This window comes from Shewanella waksmanii (assembly GCF_043643685.1).
Classification (GTDB): domain Bacteria; phylum Pseudomonadota; class Gammaproteobacteria; order Enterobacterales; family Shewanellaceae; genus Shewanella; species Shewanella waksmanii_A.
Genome location: NZ_JBHZSN010000005.1, coordinates 38,377 through 56,544 on the forward strand (window position 1 = coordinate 38,377; position 18,168 = coordinate 56,544).

The window sequence follows — 18,168 nt, forward strand, 5'->3', positions numbered from 1 at the left end:
GCGGTTCCGATACCGAATAAAACTGTAGAACCATGGCTGATCTCGAATACCGCAAAGGCATTGCCTTAGCGCTTTGTGCCTATTTCCTTTGGGGCATCGCTCCTATCTATTTCAAGCTGCTTCACCACGTATCTGCGGCAGAAATACTAGCCCACCGTGTAGTGTGGTCGTTTGTGTTCATGATTGTGCTGATGCAATTCATTGGCGGCTTCAGTAAGTTACGCGCACTGTTTAAACAACCTAAGCAGTTAGGGGTCTTGACCGTCACCTCGATTCTTATCGCCGGCAACTGGCTGCTATTTATCTGGGCAGTCAATAACGATCACATGCTTGATGCAAGCTTGGGCTACTTTATTAACCCGCTATTTAACGTGTTACTCGGTATGCTATTTCTCGGCGAGCGGCTGCGTAAATTGCAATGGTTCGCGGTGTCTTTAGCTGGCATTGGCGTGGTGATTCAGCTTATCTCCTTTGGCTCTATTCCACTGGTTTCCTTAGCCTTAGCGGGCTCATTTGGCTTTTATGGCTTACTACGTAAAAAGGTTAACGTTGATGCAAAAACCGGCTTATTAGTCGAAACCGCTCTGCTACTTCCTATTGCCGCTATTTATCTAATCATGACGCTCGATAGCGCCAGTGCGAGCATGTTGACCAATAGCCTAAATATGAACTTAATGTTGATTGCCGCGGGTGTGGTGACTTCAGTGCCTCTGCTGTGCTTTGCCGGAGCTGCGACACGTATCCCACTGTCAATGCTCGGGTTCTTCCAATACATAGGCCCCAGTATCATGTTCATCTTGGCCGTTAGCCTTTATCAAGAACCGTTTGATTTGGAAAAAGGCATTACCTTTGGTTTCATCTGGTGTGCACTGGTGATTTTCAGTATCGACATGCTGTATAAGCGTAAAAAAGCCAACCAAGGTTAAATTAAATAGCCAACCTAAAAAAAGCGCCACGATTATCAGTGGCGCTTTTTTTGTTTACAGCTCTAAAGCCAATATCTTTGACTTACGCTGGTAGTTGTAAAGTTGCTTTTTCTTATCTGGTAACGCATCCACATCGACAATCTCAAAGCCATGCTCTAAGAACCAATGAATACTGCGAGTGGTTAACGCAAACAAGCGGGAATAGCCACGCACTCGCGCCTGACCAATGATGTTTTGCAGTAGCAAACTGCCACGATCAGCATCACGATAGTCTGGATGCACCACTAAGCAAGCAAACTCACCGGCATTGTCTTCTTCAAATGGATAAAACGCCGCACAGCCAATCACCAGGCTATCACGCTCAATCAGCATGAACTGCTCAATTTCCATCTCAAGCTGCTCACGGGAACGACGCACCAAAATACCTTTTTCTTCCAGTGGTCTAATTAAGTCTAAAATTCCGCCAATATCGCCAATATTCGCCCGGCGCAAACGCTCGGCACTTTCGGTCACAATCTGGGTACCAATACCATCGCGAGAGAACAACTCTTGAATCAAGGCACCATCATCTAAGTAACTCACAAAGTGGCAGCGAGAAACCCCATTACGGCAAGCATCAATACTGGCCTTTAAAAATGCCTTAGTGCCGACACACACGTTTTCATTGTCACTGATGCCAGATAGAATTTGCTGAGCATCGGTTGGCATTAACTCAGCCAGCACTTCGCCGGTTTCATCGAGTATGCCTTTTTGCGAGCTAAAGCCAATCATCTTATCAGCATTGATTTTAACTGCTATTTGCGTGGCAACCTCTTCTGCGGTCAGGTTAAAGCTCTCACCGGTCACTGAGGCGGCCACAGGCCCTAATAAAACAATACCACCGCTATCTAACTGCGCTCGCAAACCAGTCACATCAATACGACGAACCTTGCCACTCAGACAATAGTCGACACCGTTATCAATCCCCAAAGGCTGAGCAATCACAAAATTGCCGCTAACCACATTGATTTGGGTACCTTGCATCGGCGTGTTGCTTAAACTCATCGATAGCCGAGCGGTGATGTCCAGCTGTAATCCACCGACCACCTGCTTAATGACCTTAAAAGCATCTTCTTCGGTGATACGAATGCCATTGTAATATTCAGGAATGAGTTGATGCTGCGCGAGCGCTTCATCAATTTGCGGCCTGGCACCGTGCACCAGCACCATTTTGATGCCAAGACTGTGTAACAGCGCAATGTCGTTAATAATAGAGCGGAACTGCCCTTGGGCCAGCGCCTCCCCACCTAACATCACCACAAATGTTTTACCCCTATGTGCATTAACATAGGAAGCTGAATGACGAAATCCATCGACAAGTTCAGTAGTACGCACAGGTGTTAACCTCAAGTGAGCTCGTCCACATGGCGAGCGGGAATAAGAAGTCAATATTATTGCATTTTAATTCACTTTAAAAGCATTAAGTTGCACGTGTGCGATATTTATCAAGCAAATGGAGAGTTTTTATGCATTATTATGCCAATCGGCATAAGAAAGTGATCTACTCAGAGCAATTTTGGGCAAACGAGTTCGAGACGAATAACTTAAGTAATAGTGTTCTATTGGAAAGTTATTCAACGAAGAAATAGGCAGTCAAAAAAGCGCCCAACAGGCGAACACATCTTTATGCTGATTGGTATTGTTTATTTGCGGACAAAAAAAAGCCCCTAATCGAAATTAGAGGCTTTTTAGAAAGTTAATAATCAAGGATTACTTGATTTTAGCTTCCTTGTACATAACGTGCTGACGAATAACTGGATCAAATTTCTTGATTTCCATTTTTTCAGGCATGTTACGCTTGTTCTTTTCAGTCGTGTAGAAATGACCAGTTTTAGCGCTAGAAACTAGCTTGATCTTCTCACGGTTACCTTTAGCTTTAGCCATGGTTTATTACACCTTCTCGCCGCGGGCACGAAGTTCTGCAACAACAACTTCGATACCTTTCTTATCGATAATACGCATACCTTTAGTAGATACACGTAATTGTACGAAACGCTTTTCGTCTTCTAACCAGAAACGGTGGTTCTGTAGGTTAGGTAAAAAACGACGACGAGTCGCGTTTTTCGCGTGCGAACGGTTGTTACCAACCATTGGTCGCTTGCCAGTTACTTGGCATACTCTTGACATGTCAATCTTCTCCAAAAACAATTTAACGCTCGAGCATTAATGTACCTCGAATATGGCCGTCGCCCGAGGCACACAAAGAGGGCGCATTTTATACAGGATCTAAAATCAAAGATCAAGGGATAGTTGAATCTATCCATCCCCTCTCTGCAAACGAAACTATGTCGCGATCGCCTACAACCATATGGTCTAGCAAGGAAACATCTATCGTTGCTAGTGCTTGTTTCAATCGCTCAGTAATTCGCCGATCAGCACGACTAGGCTCTGCCACTCCCGAAGGATGGTTATGGCAAACAATCACTGCTGCGGCTTTTTTATCTAGCACCAGTCTAACCACTTCACGGGGGTAAACCGATGCTGAATCTATGGTGCCACGAAACAATTCCACGAATTGAATCACCCGATGTTGGCTATCTAGTAATAAAATGCCAAACACCTCATAAGCACGATCCGCCAATTGTCTCATTAAATAGTCCCGAGTTAAATCAGGATCTGTTAAAAACTTGCCTCTTTGCAGCTTTTCTTCAAAAATTCTGCGACTAATTTCCTGCGCAGCCTGTAATTGGGCATATTTTACTGGCCCCATTCCTGCCATTTCACATACTTGCTGCTTAGAAGCGCTAAACAAATTTCGCAGCCCACCAAAATGAGAAATCAACTCCCTCGCTAACGCCACTGCGCTTTGCCCATGCAGACCGTTACGCAATAACACCGCTAACAACTCCGCTTCCGATAGCTGCTGCGCACCCAATTTAAGTAATTTATCCCGTGGTCCCTCACCTTCGGGCCAATGTTTTATCGCCAAAGCAACCTCCTTGTTGCGTGGTAAAGTCGTTGCAGTATGTTGTTAGCCACCACCAAGGGTGATGAAAATTCAACATGCGCTAACAAGTATGGTCGATTTTTTTCAATCTGTGTCATCAACTTGAACGGGTTTATGCTATCGTTAGCCCCACGCCAAAATGGCAAGCTTGTAGAAAAAAGAGAACGCAATGGCTTTAACTGGTAAAAAAATCTTATTGGGTATTGGCGGTGGTATTGCCGCCTATAAATCTGCGGATTTAGTGCGCCGCTTAAAAGAACGTGGTGCCGATGTTCGCGTGGTGATGAGCCAAAGCGCAACCACCTTCATCACCCCATTAACATTACAAGCCTTAAGTGGTCACCCGGTGGCATTAGACTTATTAGACCCTGCGGCAGAAGCAGCCATGGGGCATATTGAGCTGGCACGTTGGGCTGACCTGATGATAGTCGCACCAGCAACCGCCAACTTGATTGCCCGCATTAACGCCGGCATGGCCGATGAGTTAATCACCACGACCTGTTTAGCCACTGAGGCGCCAATCGCGGTTTGCCCCGCCATGAACCAACAAATGTATGCCAATGCTGCCACACAGGCCAATATTGCCGCCATCAAACAGCGAGGCATTCATATTTGGGGCCCAGCTAGCGGCGAACAAGCCTGTGGCGAAGTCGGTATGGGACGTATGGAAGAGCCATTAGCAATTGTCGACCGCGCTATTGCCTTTTTTGGCCCCAAGCCACTGGCAGGTAAACATTTACTGCTCACAGCTGGCCCAACCCGGGAAGCAATTGATCCGGTGCGTTATATCTCCAACCATAGCTCAGGTAAAATGGGATTTGCCCTAGCACAGGCCGCCACTGCACTTGGCGCCGAAGTCACCTTAGTCGCAGGCCCAGTTAATCTAACCACCCCAGTGGGGGTGAATCGTGTCGATGTACAATCAACAGAGCAGATGCTGACCGCTGTGCTCGAACACGTACAGCAAGCTGACATCTTTATCGGTTGTGCGGCAGTGTGTGATTACCGTGTCGACAAGGTTGCAGATGAAAAAATTAAAAAGTCTGCTGAACAAATGGCGCTGCCTCTTGTGCGTAACCCTGATATTCTCGCTACGGTTGCGGCTCATCAACATCGCCCGTTTACCGTCGGCTTTGCGGCTGAAACCCAAGATGTCGCCCACTATGCAAAAGATAAGTTAAGCCGTAAAAAACTTGATATGATAGCGGCCAATGATGTCTCAAACCCAGCGCTAGGCTTTAATAGTGATGACAACGCATTAACCGTGTTTTGGCCCCAAGGCGAACAGGCATTGGCACAAGCCGATAAACACACCCTAGCAACCCAGCTTCTTTCCCTAATTGCTGAGCAGATGAAAACCCTATGAAAACCCCGATTGAACTTAAAATCTTAGACTCACGTATTGGCTCAGAATACCCAACACCTGCCTATGCAACCCCTGGTAGTGCTGGCATGGATTTACGCGCCATGGTGGATACAACATTGGTGGTTCAACCCGGTGAAACGGTACTTATTCCAACGGGGATTGCAGTACACGTTGCCGACCCAAGTTTAGCGGCAGTGATTTTGCCGCGCTCAGGTCTTGGTCATAAGCACGGTATAGTTTTAGGTAACTTGGTTGGCTTAATCGATTCTGATTACCAAGGCCCGTTAATGGTGTCTTGCTGGAATCGCAGTAATGAAGCATTCACATTAGAAATTGGCGACCGCCTTGCACAGTTGGTATTTGTGCCAGTTGTTCAAGCTGAATTTAAGTTGGTCGATGAGTTTGCCAGCTCTGACAGAGGCGAAGGTGGCTTTGGCCATTCTGGTACGCGTTAGTCACAGATAATTTAATAAGCAATAACGCGCAATCGTTAGCGCATATAATAAGAGAGCAAATAAGGTCGCTACGGCACCTTAGGCTCCAGTTGTAATAAAGGAACCATCATGGCCGCGAGCCCGAAAAAAAATCGTCGTGAACATATTCTGCAGTGCTTAGCCACTATGTTAGAAACCAGCCCAGGCCAACGTATCACTACAGCAAAATTAGCTGCTGAAGTGGGCGTTTCAGAAGCGGCACTTTACCGCCACTTCCCCAGTAAAGCACGGATGTTTGAAGGGCTAATCGATTTTATTGAAGAGTCGCTACTTACTCGTATCAACCTCATCATGGATGAGGAAAAAGATACCATGAGACGCTGCCAACTCCTGCTACAACTGCTATTAATTTTTGCCGAGCGCAACCCTGGCATCTCAAGAGTGCTCAACGGTGATGCATTGCTAGGCGAACACGAACGTCTACGCAACCGAACTGGCCAAATCTTTGCCAAGGTAGAGACTCATCTAAAGCAAATTCTGCGTGAGAAAACTCTGCGTGAAGGCAAAGGCTTTGCCATTGATGAAGGCATCTTAGCGAATCTGTTACTCGCTGTTGCTGAAGGCCGTATCGCACAGTTTGTTCGTAGCGACTTTAAACAAAAGCCCACTACTCACTTCCAAGAGCAGTGGGGCTTTATTCAACAGCAATTGTTGCAAAGCTAACTCTTCAGCCATCACTTAATCGCGACAATAAACAGCCTTTAAAATGAAAAAACCTATCAATACGATAGGTTTTTTCGTCATACCCTTACTGTTTACGGGTATAAATTAGCGCCAAATCACGGTATCCTCCATGCCCCGCGCTATGGTGTTTCAGCCTAGGCGCGAACTATAATGAATTATTAAGCCGCCAAATCTGTCCCAAGAACAGGTTTGGCCTACTGTAAGTTAACCACTGGCAGTATAGTGGAGGATCTCATGGCACTTAGTGAAGCAGCACAATTAGTACAACAAGCACTTTTAGATCGTGGTTTAGAAACCCCGATGTTGCCTTGTGAACTTGATGCAGAGCAACGCAAAGACAAGATTGAACACCACATGCGTGAAATCCTCAGCTTAATGTCATTGGATTTGCGCGATGACAGCTTAGTGGAAACCCCAAAGCGTATTGCCAAAATGTACGTGGATGAGATTTTCTCCGGCTTGGATTATCAAAACTTTCCCAAAATCACCGTCATTGAAAATAAAATGGGCTTTGATGAGATGGTTAAGGTCAATGACATCAGCATGACCAGCACCTGCGAACATCACTTAGTCACCATAGATGGCGTGGCTACGGTCGCCTATTTGCCACGTAAGAACATTATTGGCCTGTCTAAAATCAACCGCATCGTGCGCTTTTTTGCCCAGCGCCCACAGGTACAAGAACGCTTAACTCAGCAAGTACTGGTCGCCCTGCAAACCTTGCTAGAAACCAAAGATGTGGCAGTGAAAATGGATGCCGTACACTACTGCGTGAAATCCCGCGGCGTGATGGACTCAACCAGCTCAACCACCACTACGGCCCTGGGCGGCATATTTAAGTCGAACCCTGCTACCCGCGCTGAATTCCTCAGCCAATAGCCGCAAGTCATAAACAAAAACGCCACCGTTAAGGTGGCGTTTTGCTATTCAATTGGGCGATTAGATGCCGTATTGGTCACGATAAGCGCTTACCGCAGCAAGTTGTGCTTCCATACCTGGCTTTTCAGACAAGTAGCTGATCAAATCTTCAAGCTTCACAATCGATACGATTTCACAGCCAAAGTCGCGCTCAACTTCTTGAATCGCTGACAGCTCACCTTTACCTTTTTCTTGACGATCAAGCGCAATCAATACACCCGCCAGCTTAGCTTGTGCCGCTTCGATAATCTCCATTGACTCACGGATTGCCGTGCCAGCGGTGATCACATCATCAACCAACATCACTCGGCCTTTAAGCTCGCTACCCACTAGGCTGCCACCTTCACCGTGATCTTTTTTCTCTTTACGGTTAAAGCAGTAAGGCATATCTATATCGTGGTGTTCACACAAAGCTACAGCGGTGGTAGTCGCAATTGGAATACCTTTGTAAGCTGGACCAAATAGCAAATCATGCTCAATGCCAGAATCCACTAATGCAGCCGCATAGAAACGTCCTAGACGGGCTAAGTCACGGCCAGTGTTAAACAGGCCAGCGTTAAAGAAATAAGGGCTAGTGCGGCCCGACTTAAGCGTAAATTCGCCAAATCTCAATACTTGGCGCTCTAATGCAAACTCAATAAACTCACGCTGATAGGCTTTCACAACCACTCCTCACTTATCATTTTTAGGGTAAATAGGGTTTAAAAAAGGATCCCGTAGGATCCTTAATTATTGCTCAATTAATTTAACGATGCCTTCTGCACATCAACAATTTCGCGAATACCGTGCTTAGCCAATTCAAGTAGGCTCATTAGCTCTTCATGGCTAAATGGCTCACCTTCTGCGGTACCTTGAATTTCAATAATCTTACCGGTTTCGGTCATCACCACGTTCATGTCAGTTTCAGCAGCGCTGTCTTCCACATATTCTAAATCGCAAATTGGCTCACCTTTGTAGATACCAACGCTAACAGCAGCAATTAAGAACTTAAGTGGATTGGTTTTCAAAATGCCTTTACCACGCGCCCAGTTAAGTGCATCAACCAAGGCCACACACGCACCGGTAATAGCCGCTGTACGGGTACCACCGTCTGCTTGAATTACGTCACAATCGATTACGATGGTGTTTTCACCTAGCGCCTTCATGTCTACTGCAGCGCGCAGTGAGCGACCAATAAGACGTTGGATCTCTTGGGTACGACCAGACTGCTTACCACGTGCCGCTTCGCGGTTCATGCGGCTGTGGGTAGAGCGCGGTAACATGCCGTACTCAGCAGTTACCCAACCTTGGCCTTGGCCTTTAAGGAAACGCGGTACACCTTCTTCAAAACTTGCGGTACACAACACCTTAGTGTCACCAAACTCAACTAATACAGAGCCTTCGGCATGGGCCGTAAACTGGCGAGTAATGGTTACTGGACGAGCTTGGGCGGGCGTTCTGTCACTTGGGCGCATAGAAGGTTCCTGTCTTAAAAATAAACAAAGCAAATTTGGCTGCATATTATAGGGGCTAGCGCGTCCAGATGCTATGACATTCAGTCAACAAGCCGAATCTGTCAGGCAAATAACGCCATATAATACCCTTAAATAGCCAAACTCGGCCAACGTAAACAACCCAGCTTAGCTAAACTAATTAGCGCTTAAACAAACAGTTTTCTGCAATTATTTTGACCATTACCTCGATAGGTCTATAATCGGCATTCACTCAGACGATTAAATAACACCGGACCCACTTCATGATCCAAAGCATGACAGCCTACGCGCGTATTGAGCACAAAGCACAATGGGGTAACGCCTCATGGGAAATTCGCTCTGTTAACCAGCGCTACTTAGAAACTTACCTGCGCCTACCTGAGCATTTTCGTAACCTTGAGCCAATGCTACGCGACCGCCTGCGCAAACGCCTAAACCGCGGTAAGGTTGAAGTGAACCTACGTTACGATATCAAAGATGACGACAACAAAGAATTACAGCTCAATGAAGAGCTCGCCAAACAAGTGATTCATGCCGCCAACTGGGTACGTGACAACGCCAGCCAAGGCGAACTAAACGTGGTTGACGTTCTACGCTGGCCCGGTGTGATGTCTAGCGCTGAGCAAGACATGGACGCCCTAGGCAAAGAGCTACTTGCTGCCTTTGACAGCGCCATCGACCAGTTTATTGAAGCCCGCGGCCGCGAAGGCGAAGCCATTAAAACCATGCTAGAAACCCGCCTTGATGCCATTGTTGAACAAGTCGCCGTGGTACGTGAGCACATGCCAGCTGTTATGCAGTGGCAACGCGAAAAGCTCACTAATCGTCTAGCTGAAATCAAAGAAGATTTGGACCCAGCACGTCTAGAGCAAGAGATGGTGATTCTGGCACAAAAGATGGATGTTGCCGAAGAGATGGACCGCCTCGACGCCCACGTAGAAGAAACTCGCCGCATCCTAAAAAAAGGGGGCGCCCAAGGTCGCCGTTTAGACTTTATGATGCAAGAGTTCAACCGCGAATCTAACACCTTAGCGTCTAAATCCATCAGCGCCGAAGTCACTGCTGCTGCTGTAGAGCTAAAAGTGCTGATTGAACAAATGCGCGAGCAGATCCAGAACGTTGAATAAGCGTTTTTTGGTTTTCTGATTGCTAAAGATATAAAGCCCAGCAAATGCTGGGCTTTTTGTTACGACTCAAGATAAGGAAAAAGTCTAACTTCACCCTGAGCGAAAATTTACTCTGACCCAATTATCCCGCGTTCTAAGAACATCATGCCGAAGATGTAGTCTTTGTACTCTGAGGCATCCATATTGCCGCGCAAAATATCAGCGACTTCCCACAGAAAAGATTCAAGCTGTTGGGGAGTGAGTTTTTAGCTCATTGAGCAATGCAACTTTAAAGTGATTCTGGGCGTATCTTAACACCTGCGAATCAACTTGGGCTATGTGGAATGTATCAATTTCAGCCTGTTAAGCACTAAGCTCTACTGCCTAGTGCTGACGCGGTTCCTACGCCATTGGGAATAATGGGGTTATCAAAAAACGATTGTAGCGAGAGATCTCGACGCCCACTTAGAGTGTTCACTATTACAGAGACCAAGTAACGCCTGTTGATATCGGCACAATCCCCACCTTAAGGCCAAAGGGCTTAAACAAACGATTGAGAATGTCTGTCTTATAGCTACCACGGTCATTCTCAACGTCAGAAAGGGTCTTACGAGACACTTTAACCAAATTTGCATACTCGTCTTGCGTGAGCCCTAACACCTCGACTCGCAGCATTCTAAGGGCTTGCCCTTGGGTTAGCTCACCGCGTAAAAGCCGTTGTGTGATGGCATGAATCGCGTTCTTTCGTTCGACCGTGCTTACACCGCTTGACTGCTTAGAGGCTCGTTTGGCAGTTTGTTTTGTTTGAGCCTCTGGAACGTTTTGAGATTGAGAACGCGGTGGCACTTCAGTTGTAACCTCACTCCGTTGCTGGCGATTGGCTCTAAGACGGGCAATGGTTTCTTTAGCCGTTTCTGCAGTAGATGATTTATCACTCATACCAGCCCCCAACGAGTTAGCTTGTCTTCAATATAAGTAAAGCCAATTGCAGGCATATCGATGATCCGCTCAGGCACACCACGCGCAATTAAGCGTTGCTTCAAGTCGAGACATTGCTGGGCCGTGAGCTTTAACTCTGCCATTAGCTCCTGAGCTGGCACCAGATCAGCGAGTGCGTCAGCAATACCCTGAAAGTCATACTCCCCTCCGACTTCGATCGGCGCTTCCCATTTTGTGGTTCTTGCAACCCCTTCAGGATCAGCTTTCATAGGTGCAAAATCATAGATAGGCGCCAGCTTTATCCAACCATCGCCTTTAAGAAACGCTGTATTACGGCCATGATTATCACTATTACCAAATAAGATATTGAGTAAGTCTCGCCGCACCCACTCAAGCACAAACCCGCGTGCGTCAAACTGATAGCCTTGCTCTAAAACCATATGGCTGTAATTAATTTTATCGATCAGCGTTCTTAAGACTTGCTCATGATCTAGGGTAACGCCCGCACCTTTGCCAAGTATCGAATAAACCGACTCCATTGCGTAGCGTTGTTGGCCCAACTCATTGTAGTAGACATCAAAACGCGGCAACCACAGTGAAGGATAGGAATGACCTTCTTCGAGCCGCATGTTTGCAGTCGAGATCGTCTCAAAGCCCATGTCTGCCAACTCATGATAATAGTGGTATTCAGCGCGCAAAATATCGCAATCAACAGGCGATCGAGAGCCTCTCGGATATTTGACCAAATAATGAAGGTCTCGGTTTTGTAACTCATCTTGATAGCTATCAATCCAGATATTTTGTGCATCGTCGCAACGTAATAACAGCTTGGGCGCTTCGCCACCAGCTCCCGTTGCACCACCAGCTGCCGCACCTCGATGTTGCGCATAATCCAAGAAGTCAGAGGCCCTATTTTTCACGTCGTCAACGGTGAACATCAGCTCATCAGCTATAGCCGATCGCACTGGCAACGACTCCTTGACTCGCAAATTACCAACTGGCGCAATCGTGCCATATTTCAGCAATACAAAATTTTGTTCATCTACACTCAGATCAGCGATATCAAGATACTTAAGCCAATAGCGTCGGCTGGCACCGCTAGGCATAATGTCGTCAAGAAAGTGCAACCATACCGGTTCATCAAAAAATAAGCTGACGGGGTGGTTTATAGAGACGGCGTGAATGTCGTCTTTATCTAGCTTAGCCAAGGCATAATCCTGCTCGTAATCTAACGAAGTAAGTCGATAATTACCTTGTTCGCTCTCAGGAAAAGAGAGCCGTGCAATGTCTCTCCATTGGCCATTGATGAAAGCCTGAATGGTCAAATGTTCCATAAGAGCTCCTAAATAATTAATGAGTAACTTAATACTCATTAAGCCACAAAAAAGCAACTAATGAGTATATATTTACTCAAATACTACTATCAGTATAGAAAACATACAAAGCTTTTATGGGCAATAAACAGCATTCACTAAGTCATTAGGCTAAAAGCTCATAGGGAGTCACACTCACCGCACCCCGCTATCACCTCACGGCGTATTAACATCGGGTAAGTTCATCAGATACCAGCCAGAGGCTGTTAACGCTCAAACGTTGTGAAGACCACAAACTAAGTCAGGACGACTTGAGATCTCGCCACAATCATCACTCCTCTTTCTGTCTTGATCATTTGATGAGGTGTTACCCAAGCGAGAACGAACATCGCATTGTAGAGATTGAACAAAGTGGGACTAATGGGGTGACTAAAATAGATAATCAGACCTCACCAACACCATCAACACCATAAGCACATGTTTAAATTAATGTTATTAAACATGTACGACAGTCAGATCCAGAACGTTGAATAAGCGTTTTTCGGTCTTCTGATTGGTAAAGATATGAAGCCCAGCAAGTGCTGGGCTTTTTATTAGATAAATAAGAGAAAGATAACTTTACGCTGATGCAGCCTAATCTAAACAGTTGCTAGAAAGTGGCAGACTTGGTCAACTCGCCGACAAGATAGCCGTTCATATAAACATCAAGAACAGCCATTACCACTCCTCTTTCCATTCATCGTCAGTGGGGATGTGTTTATCTTCAACCAGCGTCTGCAGCTGTTCAGGATTTCTAACCTTAATATCTAGCTCAAGGTTTAAAGCAGATAAAATCTTAAACAATGTTTCCAATTTAGTGGAATCTGGGTTCTGTTCAAAATTTGAAACCGTATCCTGACGAATACCAACCTTCTTACCTACCTTGCTTTGCGACAACTGCATATTGAGTCGTGCATCTTTAAGGTACACAGCAAGCTGTTTTGAATTAGTCACCTTCATTATTTCCCACCTATAAACCCTATCGCTATTACCAAAATTACACGCTATAACCGTTAAAACAAGATTCACACGCTATAGGCGTTAAAGCAACAATCACACGCTGTAAGCGTTAAACAATAAGCTACACGCTACGAGCATTAAAATGATAGTTAAAACTCAATGCCACGTTGAAGAAACCCGCTGCATGCTTAAAAAAGGTGGCGCAGAAGTTACTGCCGCAGCAGTCGAACTTAGAGTACTGATTAAGCAAATGCGCGAGCAGATTTAGAAAGTTGAATAAGTGTTTTTCGGTTTTCTGATTGGTAAAGATATGAAGCCCAGCAAATGCTGGGCTTTTTGGTTATCTGTAAATCAGTGCTTGCAAGTTAGGCCATTGCCAACTTAGCTGCCTGTGTCCACATAAATGCCGGCATGGTATTCCGCAATTTCCATGTAATGTTCATAGGTTGTTTTCCAATGTGTGAAACATATTCAACTTCGCCAAAGTTAACGAACCCCATTGTTTTACCAAATTCATCTTTAGATTGCTCTCGAACAAAGAGAAACAAGCGTTTTCCTTTTTCTTTGTGGGTTACATACTCTAACCCTTTGCCACGTTCTGGTCTTGCTGTATTCTGGCTCTGCCAATGGAATAGGTCTTCATTTATTGCATAGTCATGATACATGGTAGTTGGCGAAAATAGCTTTTCGTTTTTGTTAAGTGTAACGAATAACAATTCAATGTTTTGCTCTTTAATATTAAAAACACCTTCTCTTGAATTTGGCTGCTTCGCAAATGTGGTAGCTCCAAAACCAACAAGTATCTGCTCTCTGGCATATCGAGCATGAAGTTTGATAAGGTGATTCCCCATCATAGGCATGGTTTCTTGCTTATGATGAATACGATTAACGAGCAATTTCGTTAGATTGCTCAATTCAGCTCGAATTTGAGCTTGATTCAATTTGTCTAAACTTTGCTCTATTGAACTAAAACCAAGATCTTTTCCGGACTTTTGCCACAGGTCATAATGTAACATCAATTGATATTTTGCTGAGTTACCATCATGTACATCAAAACCGTTTCTCACGACTGATTCGATATATTGCAAATATTGATGATCATCACACACTAATAGCCTAGTTCTAACCATACGGGCTAAATTACGCATCAAATCCTCATCCAACGAAGACATAATGCCGGCTTCTACGCACAACTCACACCAACTAAACTTTCTATAAATGTCTTCTAATTCAACTTGAGGATTAACTCTAATAAAGTTAGCCAGCGTCATTTCTAAAGTTGAATGCTCTGGGAAGTTACGAATTAAACCAATAAGCCTTTGTTTATTAAGGGTTGCTTGCCTAATGTTACGAAGCACTACTTCTTGTGTTTGTTTTGAAAGCTCAATTCGGCAACCTAAAGGCGCATGAGGAAACCCGTTTTTTATCTCATCACTTATAGCACTATCTGTTTTGCCTACCAATGCTCTAAATTTATGGGCAAAATCATATTCAGCATTAGCGTTACCAACAAAGTCCAAAACCGTACACACTTCTTTATCATCAGCTAGACGCAACCCACGTCCGAGTTGCTGTAAGAAGATAGTTAAACTCTCTGTTGGGCGCAGGAACAGTAAGGTGTCTACTTCTGGAATATCGACACCTTCGTTAAAAATATCAACCACAAATAAAACGTTAATACTACCGGCTCGAAGTGCTTGCTGTTTTTGAGTTCTATCTTGGCTGTTATCACTAGTTAAGAAATCGCAAGGAATACCTTTTAACACAAACTGTTTGCACATATATTCTGCGTGATCTTTACTAACGCAAAATGCCAACGCCTTCATACTAGAAATTGACGTTATTAGTTCGTTTATTGCCTGATAGATTTTATCTACTCGTAGCTGGTTGTGTGTGTATAAACTAGTTAAGGCTGCAATATCATAGCGACCTCGGTTCCAGCTAACTCCGCTTAAGTCCGTATCATCATCTATACCGAAATATTGAAATGGACATAAGTGACGACGATTAATCGCTTCTGGTAAGCGAATTTCTGCTGCTATAACACCACAGAAATCATCAAGTATATTGGTACCATCATGCCTTTCTGGCGTAGCTGTTAGCCCAAGTAATATAGTCGGTGAAAACTTACTTAAGATGCTACGATAAGAACTAGCAGCTACGTGATGAACTTCATCAATTACAATGAAATCAAAGTATTCACTGGAGAGCGATAGGTTATCTATTTGGTTATTCAATGTCTGCACTGATGCAAACAGTTGCTCATAACTTTCTGGCTTGTAGTTACCCACCCAGAGCTCACCAAAGTTTGAATTCTTAAGCACGCCCCTATAAGCTAACCGAGCTTGTATAAGAATTTCTTCTCTATGTGCAACAAACAGAAACTTAGCATTAGGCTTGTCTTTAATAAATCTTGCAAAATCAAAAGCAGAGATTAACGTTTTACCAGTTCCTGTTGCTGCTACGACTAAATTTCTAAATCGCTTGTGTAAAGAACGTTCAACTTCTAGCTGCTCTAAAATTTCTTGCTGATGGGTAAAAGGTTTAATTTCAAAGTAGTGGGAGTGCTCCTGTCCGCCCCCTAATCTAGCTTCTTCCAAAGCTGATTTCAGCTTTTCTTTGGCTTCAATTTTACCATCAAAAACTTCAAACTCTTTTGAATTCCAATAGGTTTCAAATGTATTTATGGATCGCTCAATAATATGAGGAATCTCTTGAGATGTGATCTTTAGATTCCACTCGAGGCCACTCGTCAAGGCTGAGTGAGATAGATTGGAAGAGCCAATATAACCAGTATTAAAACCTGAATTTCGCAAAAACAAATAACTTTTAGCGTGCAGTCGCTCGCGCTTTGTATTGTAGCTTAGCTTAACTTCCGTATTCGGTAATGATGCCAAGAACTCAACCGCTTTAGCATCAGTAGCCCCCATATATGATGTAGTGATGATTTTTAGCTGTTTGCCACTACGAGTGAACTCTTCAAGCTCATTACGAAAGATACGAATACCGGCCCACTTGATAAATGATACCAGCCAATAAATCGTATCTGATGATCTTATTTCTCGCTTTAGCTCGCTTTCCAAAGATAAACCAGCATTACTGCCGCAAAACAATTCACTTTGAGTAAGTCCTGTTAATGGGAAAATATCTTCGACATATTTCTTTAAATCAGCGGCAACAGGATTCTCAATTTCATACAAAGCAGTAAGTATTCTTCCTTGACCTTCAAGCAAGTTTTCATCGAAAAAATCATCATCCTGGAGCTTAGTTTTAAGCCATAGTATAAGCTCATTTGATAACTCTATTTGGCGACTTAGCTTATCACCCTCGGAAGGTAAACAATTAATCGCATATTCAATTAGACGGCATAAAAAACGAGACAACCAAACTGCTGCTTCGGGTTGCTCCAATACACGTTGGCCAACATAAAACCTTTTGCAATCTAGGTTGTCATGTATCAAAGTTGTTATAAGCTGCTCATATATACCAGTTGGCTTCATTTGTTTTTAAGATTAGTCCTCTAGATAACTAAAACAATACACTGAATGACAAATAAAAAGAATTACTTAGACTTATACCTTTTAGGTCCAGTGATAAGCAATTGCTATTTTTCAAATAGGCGAATACCCAACCTCCCCCCAACCGCCTGCAAAGGCTTATGGTTTTGCACTATCCACGCAACCCAAACGAGCTTTTCTGCTTTGCCTGTGTGCTTATTGTCGATGACCACTTCACCGCTAAATTGGCTGGGGTTGGTGGTATTTGGTCTGAACACTTGATGCTGCAACACAGTAAAGTCATGCTTTAGGACCTTGTAGCGATTTTCGCCGCGGGTGACGTTAGTGGTAAAGCCGGTGCCGACCAAGGCAAGATGCAGTTCTATGGGGCTTTCGTCGTTGATTACAGTACTTTCTTGTTTGCTATCGCTTTCGTCACCACTGTAGCGCTCAAAACTGGCCTGTAGATGCAAGGCTGTGTCTTTTGCTATTGATTCAGTCGAATCTTTAGCATTTTTTTGTGTTGGTTCAGGTTTAATAGTAACTGACAGTACGCCGACTTTTTCTGGTGGCTGATTAAATACATCACCCAGTTCTCGGTCGAACCAGCCGCGCCATTCTTTGCCGTTAATCACAAACTGTGGGGTGTAGACTTGGCCGGTGTTTTTGGCATTAAGATGATCATATTGTCGCTGACTAAACGCGCGTTTGCTGTAAGGGCCTTTCCAGCCGATGTAGTTCCAGTAGCTTACGTGAAACGCCAGCGGGAATAAGGTTTTCCACAACTGATTATGGTCACGAAAGCTTGATAGCCATAGCTCTGCAGGTGGGCAACTGCTGCAACCTTGTGAGGTATAATACCAATCAGCATAAGAAATTGATCTACTCAGAGCTATTTTGGGCAAACTAGTTCGAGACGAATAACTTAAGTAATAGTGGTTCTATTGGGAAGTTATTCAACGAAGAAATAGGCAGCCCAAAAAGCTCCCAAAGGGCGAGTTTTAGCACTTCTGATACTGTGTAAACGAACTTGAACGTAGAGTAACTATGCCCTTCATTCGTTGCCTTGTCTCAGAAGCGCTAAACTTTCGCTGAGCGATCACATCTTTATGCCGATTGGTATAAAACTCAACAAAATAAGGTCGATAAACGCTGCTTTGTTTATTAAATTCAGATAGCGGGTGGGCAATCGCCAAGCTGGGGAACAGTAGCAGTAAACCGAGTAACCAAGCTGCAAAGCTGCGTATGCGGCGCGGTAGGTTGCGGTGTAAGTTATGGTATAAGTTGCGGTATAAAAACACGCCAAAATTGAGCGATAATCGCGCTAATGTTGCTATGGTCGTCATCGATGTTTGTGTTAGTCGGCTTTGTTATAGTGACCGACTCACAAACACTCATCTTACACTGTTTTCAGCTACAGTACTCATCATACAGTGCGCTGCTACTGATTGAGTTATGCAGAGGCTAA

General features: G+C 44.5%; 19 protein-coding genes and 1 pseudogene. 7 read left to right on the forward strand and 13 right to left on the reverse strand.

Going from position 1 to position 18,168, the window contains the following annotated elements:
* The first annotated feature begins 32 nt into the window (after window positions 1-32).
* Window positions 33-926, forward strand: coding sequence for an EamA family transporter RarD (gene rarD, locus ACHUFW_RS08875; RefSeq protein WP_394202327.1), 894 nt, complete (start codon window positions 33-35; stop codon window positions 924-926).
* Between the two features lie 54 nt (window positions 927-980).
* Here rarD and argA read toward each other — a convergent pair whose 3' ends face one another.
* The 4 genes from argA to radC form a co-directional block, all read right to left on the reverse strand.
* Entirely contained in the window at window positions 981-2,300 is a 1,320-nt protein-coding gene (argA, locus tag ACHUFW_RS08880; RefSeq protein WP_394202328.1) for an amino-acid N-acetyltransferase, read from the reverse strand.
* A 375-nt stretch (window positions 2,301-2,675) separates the two neighbouring features.
* A complete protein-coding gene (gene rpmG / locus ACHUFW_RS08885) occupies window positions 2,676-2,849 on the reverse strand; it encodes a 50S ribosomal protein L33 (protein WP_028773492.1) in 174 nt (57 codons plus the stop codon).
* Between the two features lie 6 nt (window positions 2,850-2,855).
* Complete coding sequence (gene rpmB / locus ACHUFW_RS08890) at window positions 2,856-3,092, reverse strand: 50S ribosomal protein L28 (RefSeq protein WP_028769274.1); 237 nt, start codon at window positions 3,090-3,092, stop codon at window positions 2,856-2,858.
* A gap of 112 nt (window positions 3,093-3,204) precedes the next feature.
* Window positions 3,205-3,894, reverse strand: coding sequence for a RadC family protein (gene radC, locus ACHUFW_RS08895; protein WP_394202329.1), 690 nt, complete (start codon window positions 3,892-3,894; stop codon window positions 3,205-3,207).
* A 187-nt stretch (window positions 3,895-4,081) separates the two neighbouring features.
* On the opposite strand from radC, the gene coaBC reads away from it, so the two are divergent.
* The 4 genes from coaBC to folE all read left to right on the forward strand — a co-directional run bounded on the left by coaBC (window position 4,082) and on the right by folE (window position 7,335).
* Entirely contained in the window at window positions 4,082-5,278 is a 1,197-nt protein-coding gene (coaBC, locus tag ACHUFW_RS08900) for a bifunctional phosphopantothenoylcysteine decarboxylase/phosphopantothenate--cysteine ligase CoaBC (RefSeq protein WP_394202331.1), read from the forward strand.
* Complete coding sequence (gene dut, locus ACHUFW_RS08905; protein ID WP_394202333.1) at window positions 5,275-5,733, forward strand: dUTP diphosphatase; 459 nt, start codon at window positions 5,275-5,277, stop codon at window positions 5,731-5,733. Before coaBC ends, dut begins: the two co-directional genes overlap by 4 nt.
* 108 nt (window positions 5,734-5,841) lie before the next feature.
* Window positions 5,842-6,435, forward strand: a complete 594-nt coding sequence (slmA, locus tag ACHUFW_RS08910; RefSeq protein WP_394202334.1) for a nucleoid occlusion factor SlmA — start codon at window positions 5,842-5,844, stop codon at window positions 6,433-6,435.
* A 255-nt stretch (window positions 6,436-6,690) separates the two neighbouring features.
* A complete protein-coding gene (gene folE / locus ACHUFW_RS08915) occupies window positions 6,691-7,335 on the forward strand; it encodes a GTP cyclohydrolase I FolE (protein ID WP_394202336.1) in 645 nt (214 codons plus the stop codon).
* Between the two features lie 60 nt (window positions 7,336-7,395).
* Here folE and pyrE read toward each other — a convergent pair whose 3' ends face one another.
* Complete coding sequence (gene pyrE, locus ACHUFW_RS08920) at window positions 7,396-8,037, reverse strand: orotate phosphoribosyltransferase (RefSeq protein WP_394202338.1); 642 nt, start codon at window positions 8,035-8,037, stop codon at window positions 7,396-7,398.
* A 77-nt stretch (window positions 8,038-8,114) separates the two neighbouring features.
* Window positions 8,115-8,828, reverse strand: coding sequence for a ribonuclease PH (gene rph, locus ACHUFW_RS08925; protein WP_394202339.1), 714 nt, complete (start codon window positions 8,826-8,828; stop codon window positions 8,115-8,117).
* Window positions 8,829-9,109: 281 nt separating this feature from the next.
* Between rph and ACHUFW_RS08930 the strand changes: the two genes are divergently transcribed.
* On the forward strand, window positions 9,110-9,973 hold the full coding sequence (locus tag ACHUFW_RS08930) for a YicC/YloC family endoribonuclease (protein WP_394202341.1): 864 nt from the start codon (window positions 9,110-9,112) through the stop codon (window positions 9,971-9,973).
* A gap of 107 nt (window positions 9,974-10,080) precedes the next feature.
* Here the strand turns inward: ACHUFW_RS08930 and ACHUFW_RS08935 are convergent, their stop codons facing one another.
* The 4 genes from ACHUFW_RS08935 to ACHUFW_RS08950 form a co-directional block, all read right to left on the reverse strand.
* Window positions 10,081-10,188, reverse strand: a complete 108-nt coding sequence (locus ACHUFW_RS08935; RefSeq protein WP_394202882.1) for a type I restriction-modification system subunit M N-terminal domain-containing protein — start codon at window positions 10,186-10,188, stop codon at window positions 10,081-10,083.
* Between the two features lie 244 nt (window positions 10,189-10,432).
* Complete coding sequence (locus tag ACHUFW_RS08940; protein ID WP_394202342.1) at window positions 10,433-10,891, reverse strand: helix-turn-helix transcriptional regulator; 459 nt, start codon at window positions 10,889-10,891, stop codon at window positions 10,433-10,435.
* On the reverse strand, window positions 10,888-12,225 hold the full coding sequence (locus ACHUFW_RS08945; RefSeq protein ID WP_394202344.1) for a type II toxin-antitoxin system HipA family toxin: 1,338 nt from the start codon (window positions 12,223-12,225) through the stop codon (window positions 10,888-10,890). The genes ACHUFW_RS08940 and ACHUFW_RS08945 overlap by 4 nt, the downstream gene beginning before the upstream one ends.
* A 696-nt stretch (window positions 12,226-12,921) precedes the next feature.
* On the reverse strand, window positions 12,922-13,203 hold the full coding sequence (locus ACHUFW_RS08950; RefSeq protein ID WP_394202346.1) for a helix-turn-helix domain-containing protein: 282 nt from the start codon (window positions 13,201-13,203) through the stop codon (window positions 12,922-12,924).
* A gap of 151 nt (window positions 13,204-13,354) precedes the next feature.
* Between ACHUFW_RS08950 and ACHUFW_RS08955 the strand changes: the two are divergent.
* Window positions 13,355-13,471: pseudogene (locus ACHUFW_RS08955) on the forward strand (YicC/YloC family endoribonuclease); the annotation flags it as partial.
* A gap of 97 nt (window positions 13,472-13,568) precedes the next feature.
* On the opposite strand, the gene ACHUFW_RS08960 reads toward ACHUFW_RS08955, so the two are convergent.
* The 3 genes from ACHUFW_RS08960 to ACHUFW_RS08970 form a co-directional block, all read right to left on the reverse strand.
* Complete coding sequence (locus ACHUFW_RS08960; protein WP_394202348.1) at window positions 13,569-16,703, reverse strand: DEAD/DEAH box helicase; 3,135 nt, start codon at window positions 16,701-16,703, stop codon at window positions 13,569-13,571.
* A 104-nt stretch (window positions 16,704-16,807) separates the two neighbouring features.
* The gene (locus tag ACHUFW_RS08965; protein WP_394202350.1) at window positions 16,808-17,605 is read right to left on the reverse strand and encodes a DUF1223 domain-containing protein; all 798 of its coding nucleotides are present in this window, start codon (window positions 17,603-17,605) and stop codon (window positions 16,808-16,810) included.
* Between the two features lie 96 nt (window positions 17,606-17,701).
* Window positions 17,702-18,046 carry a hypothetical protein gene (locus tag ACHUFW_RS08970; protein WP_394202351.1) on the reverse strand — a complete coding sequence of 115 codons (345 nt, stop codon included), beginning with the start codon at window positions 18,044-18,046 and terminating at the stop codon, window positions 17,702-17,704.
* Window positions 18,047-18,168 lie beyond the last annotated feature (122 nt).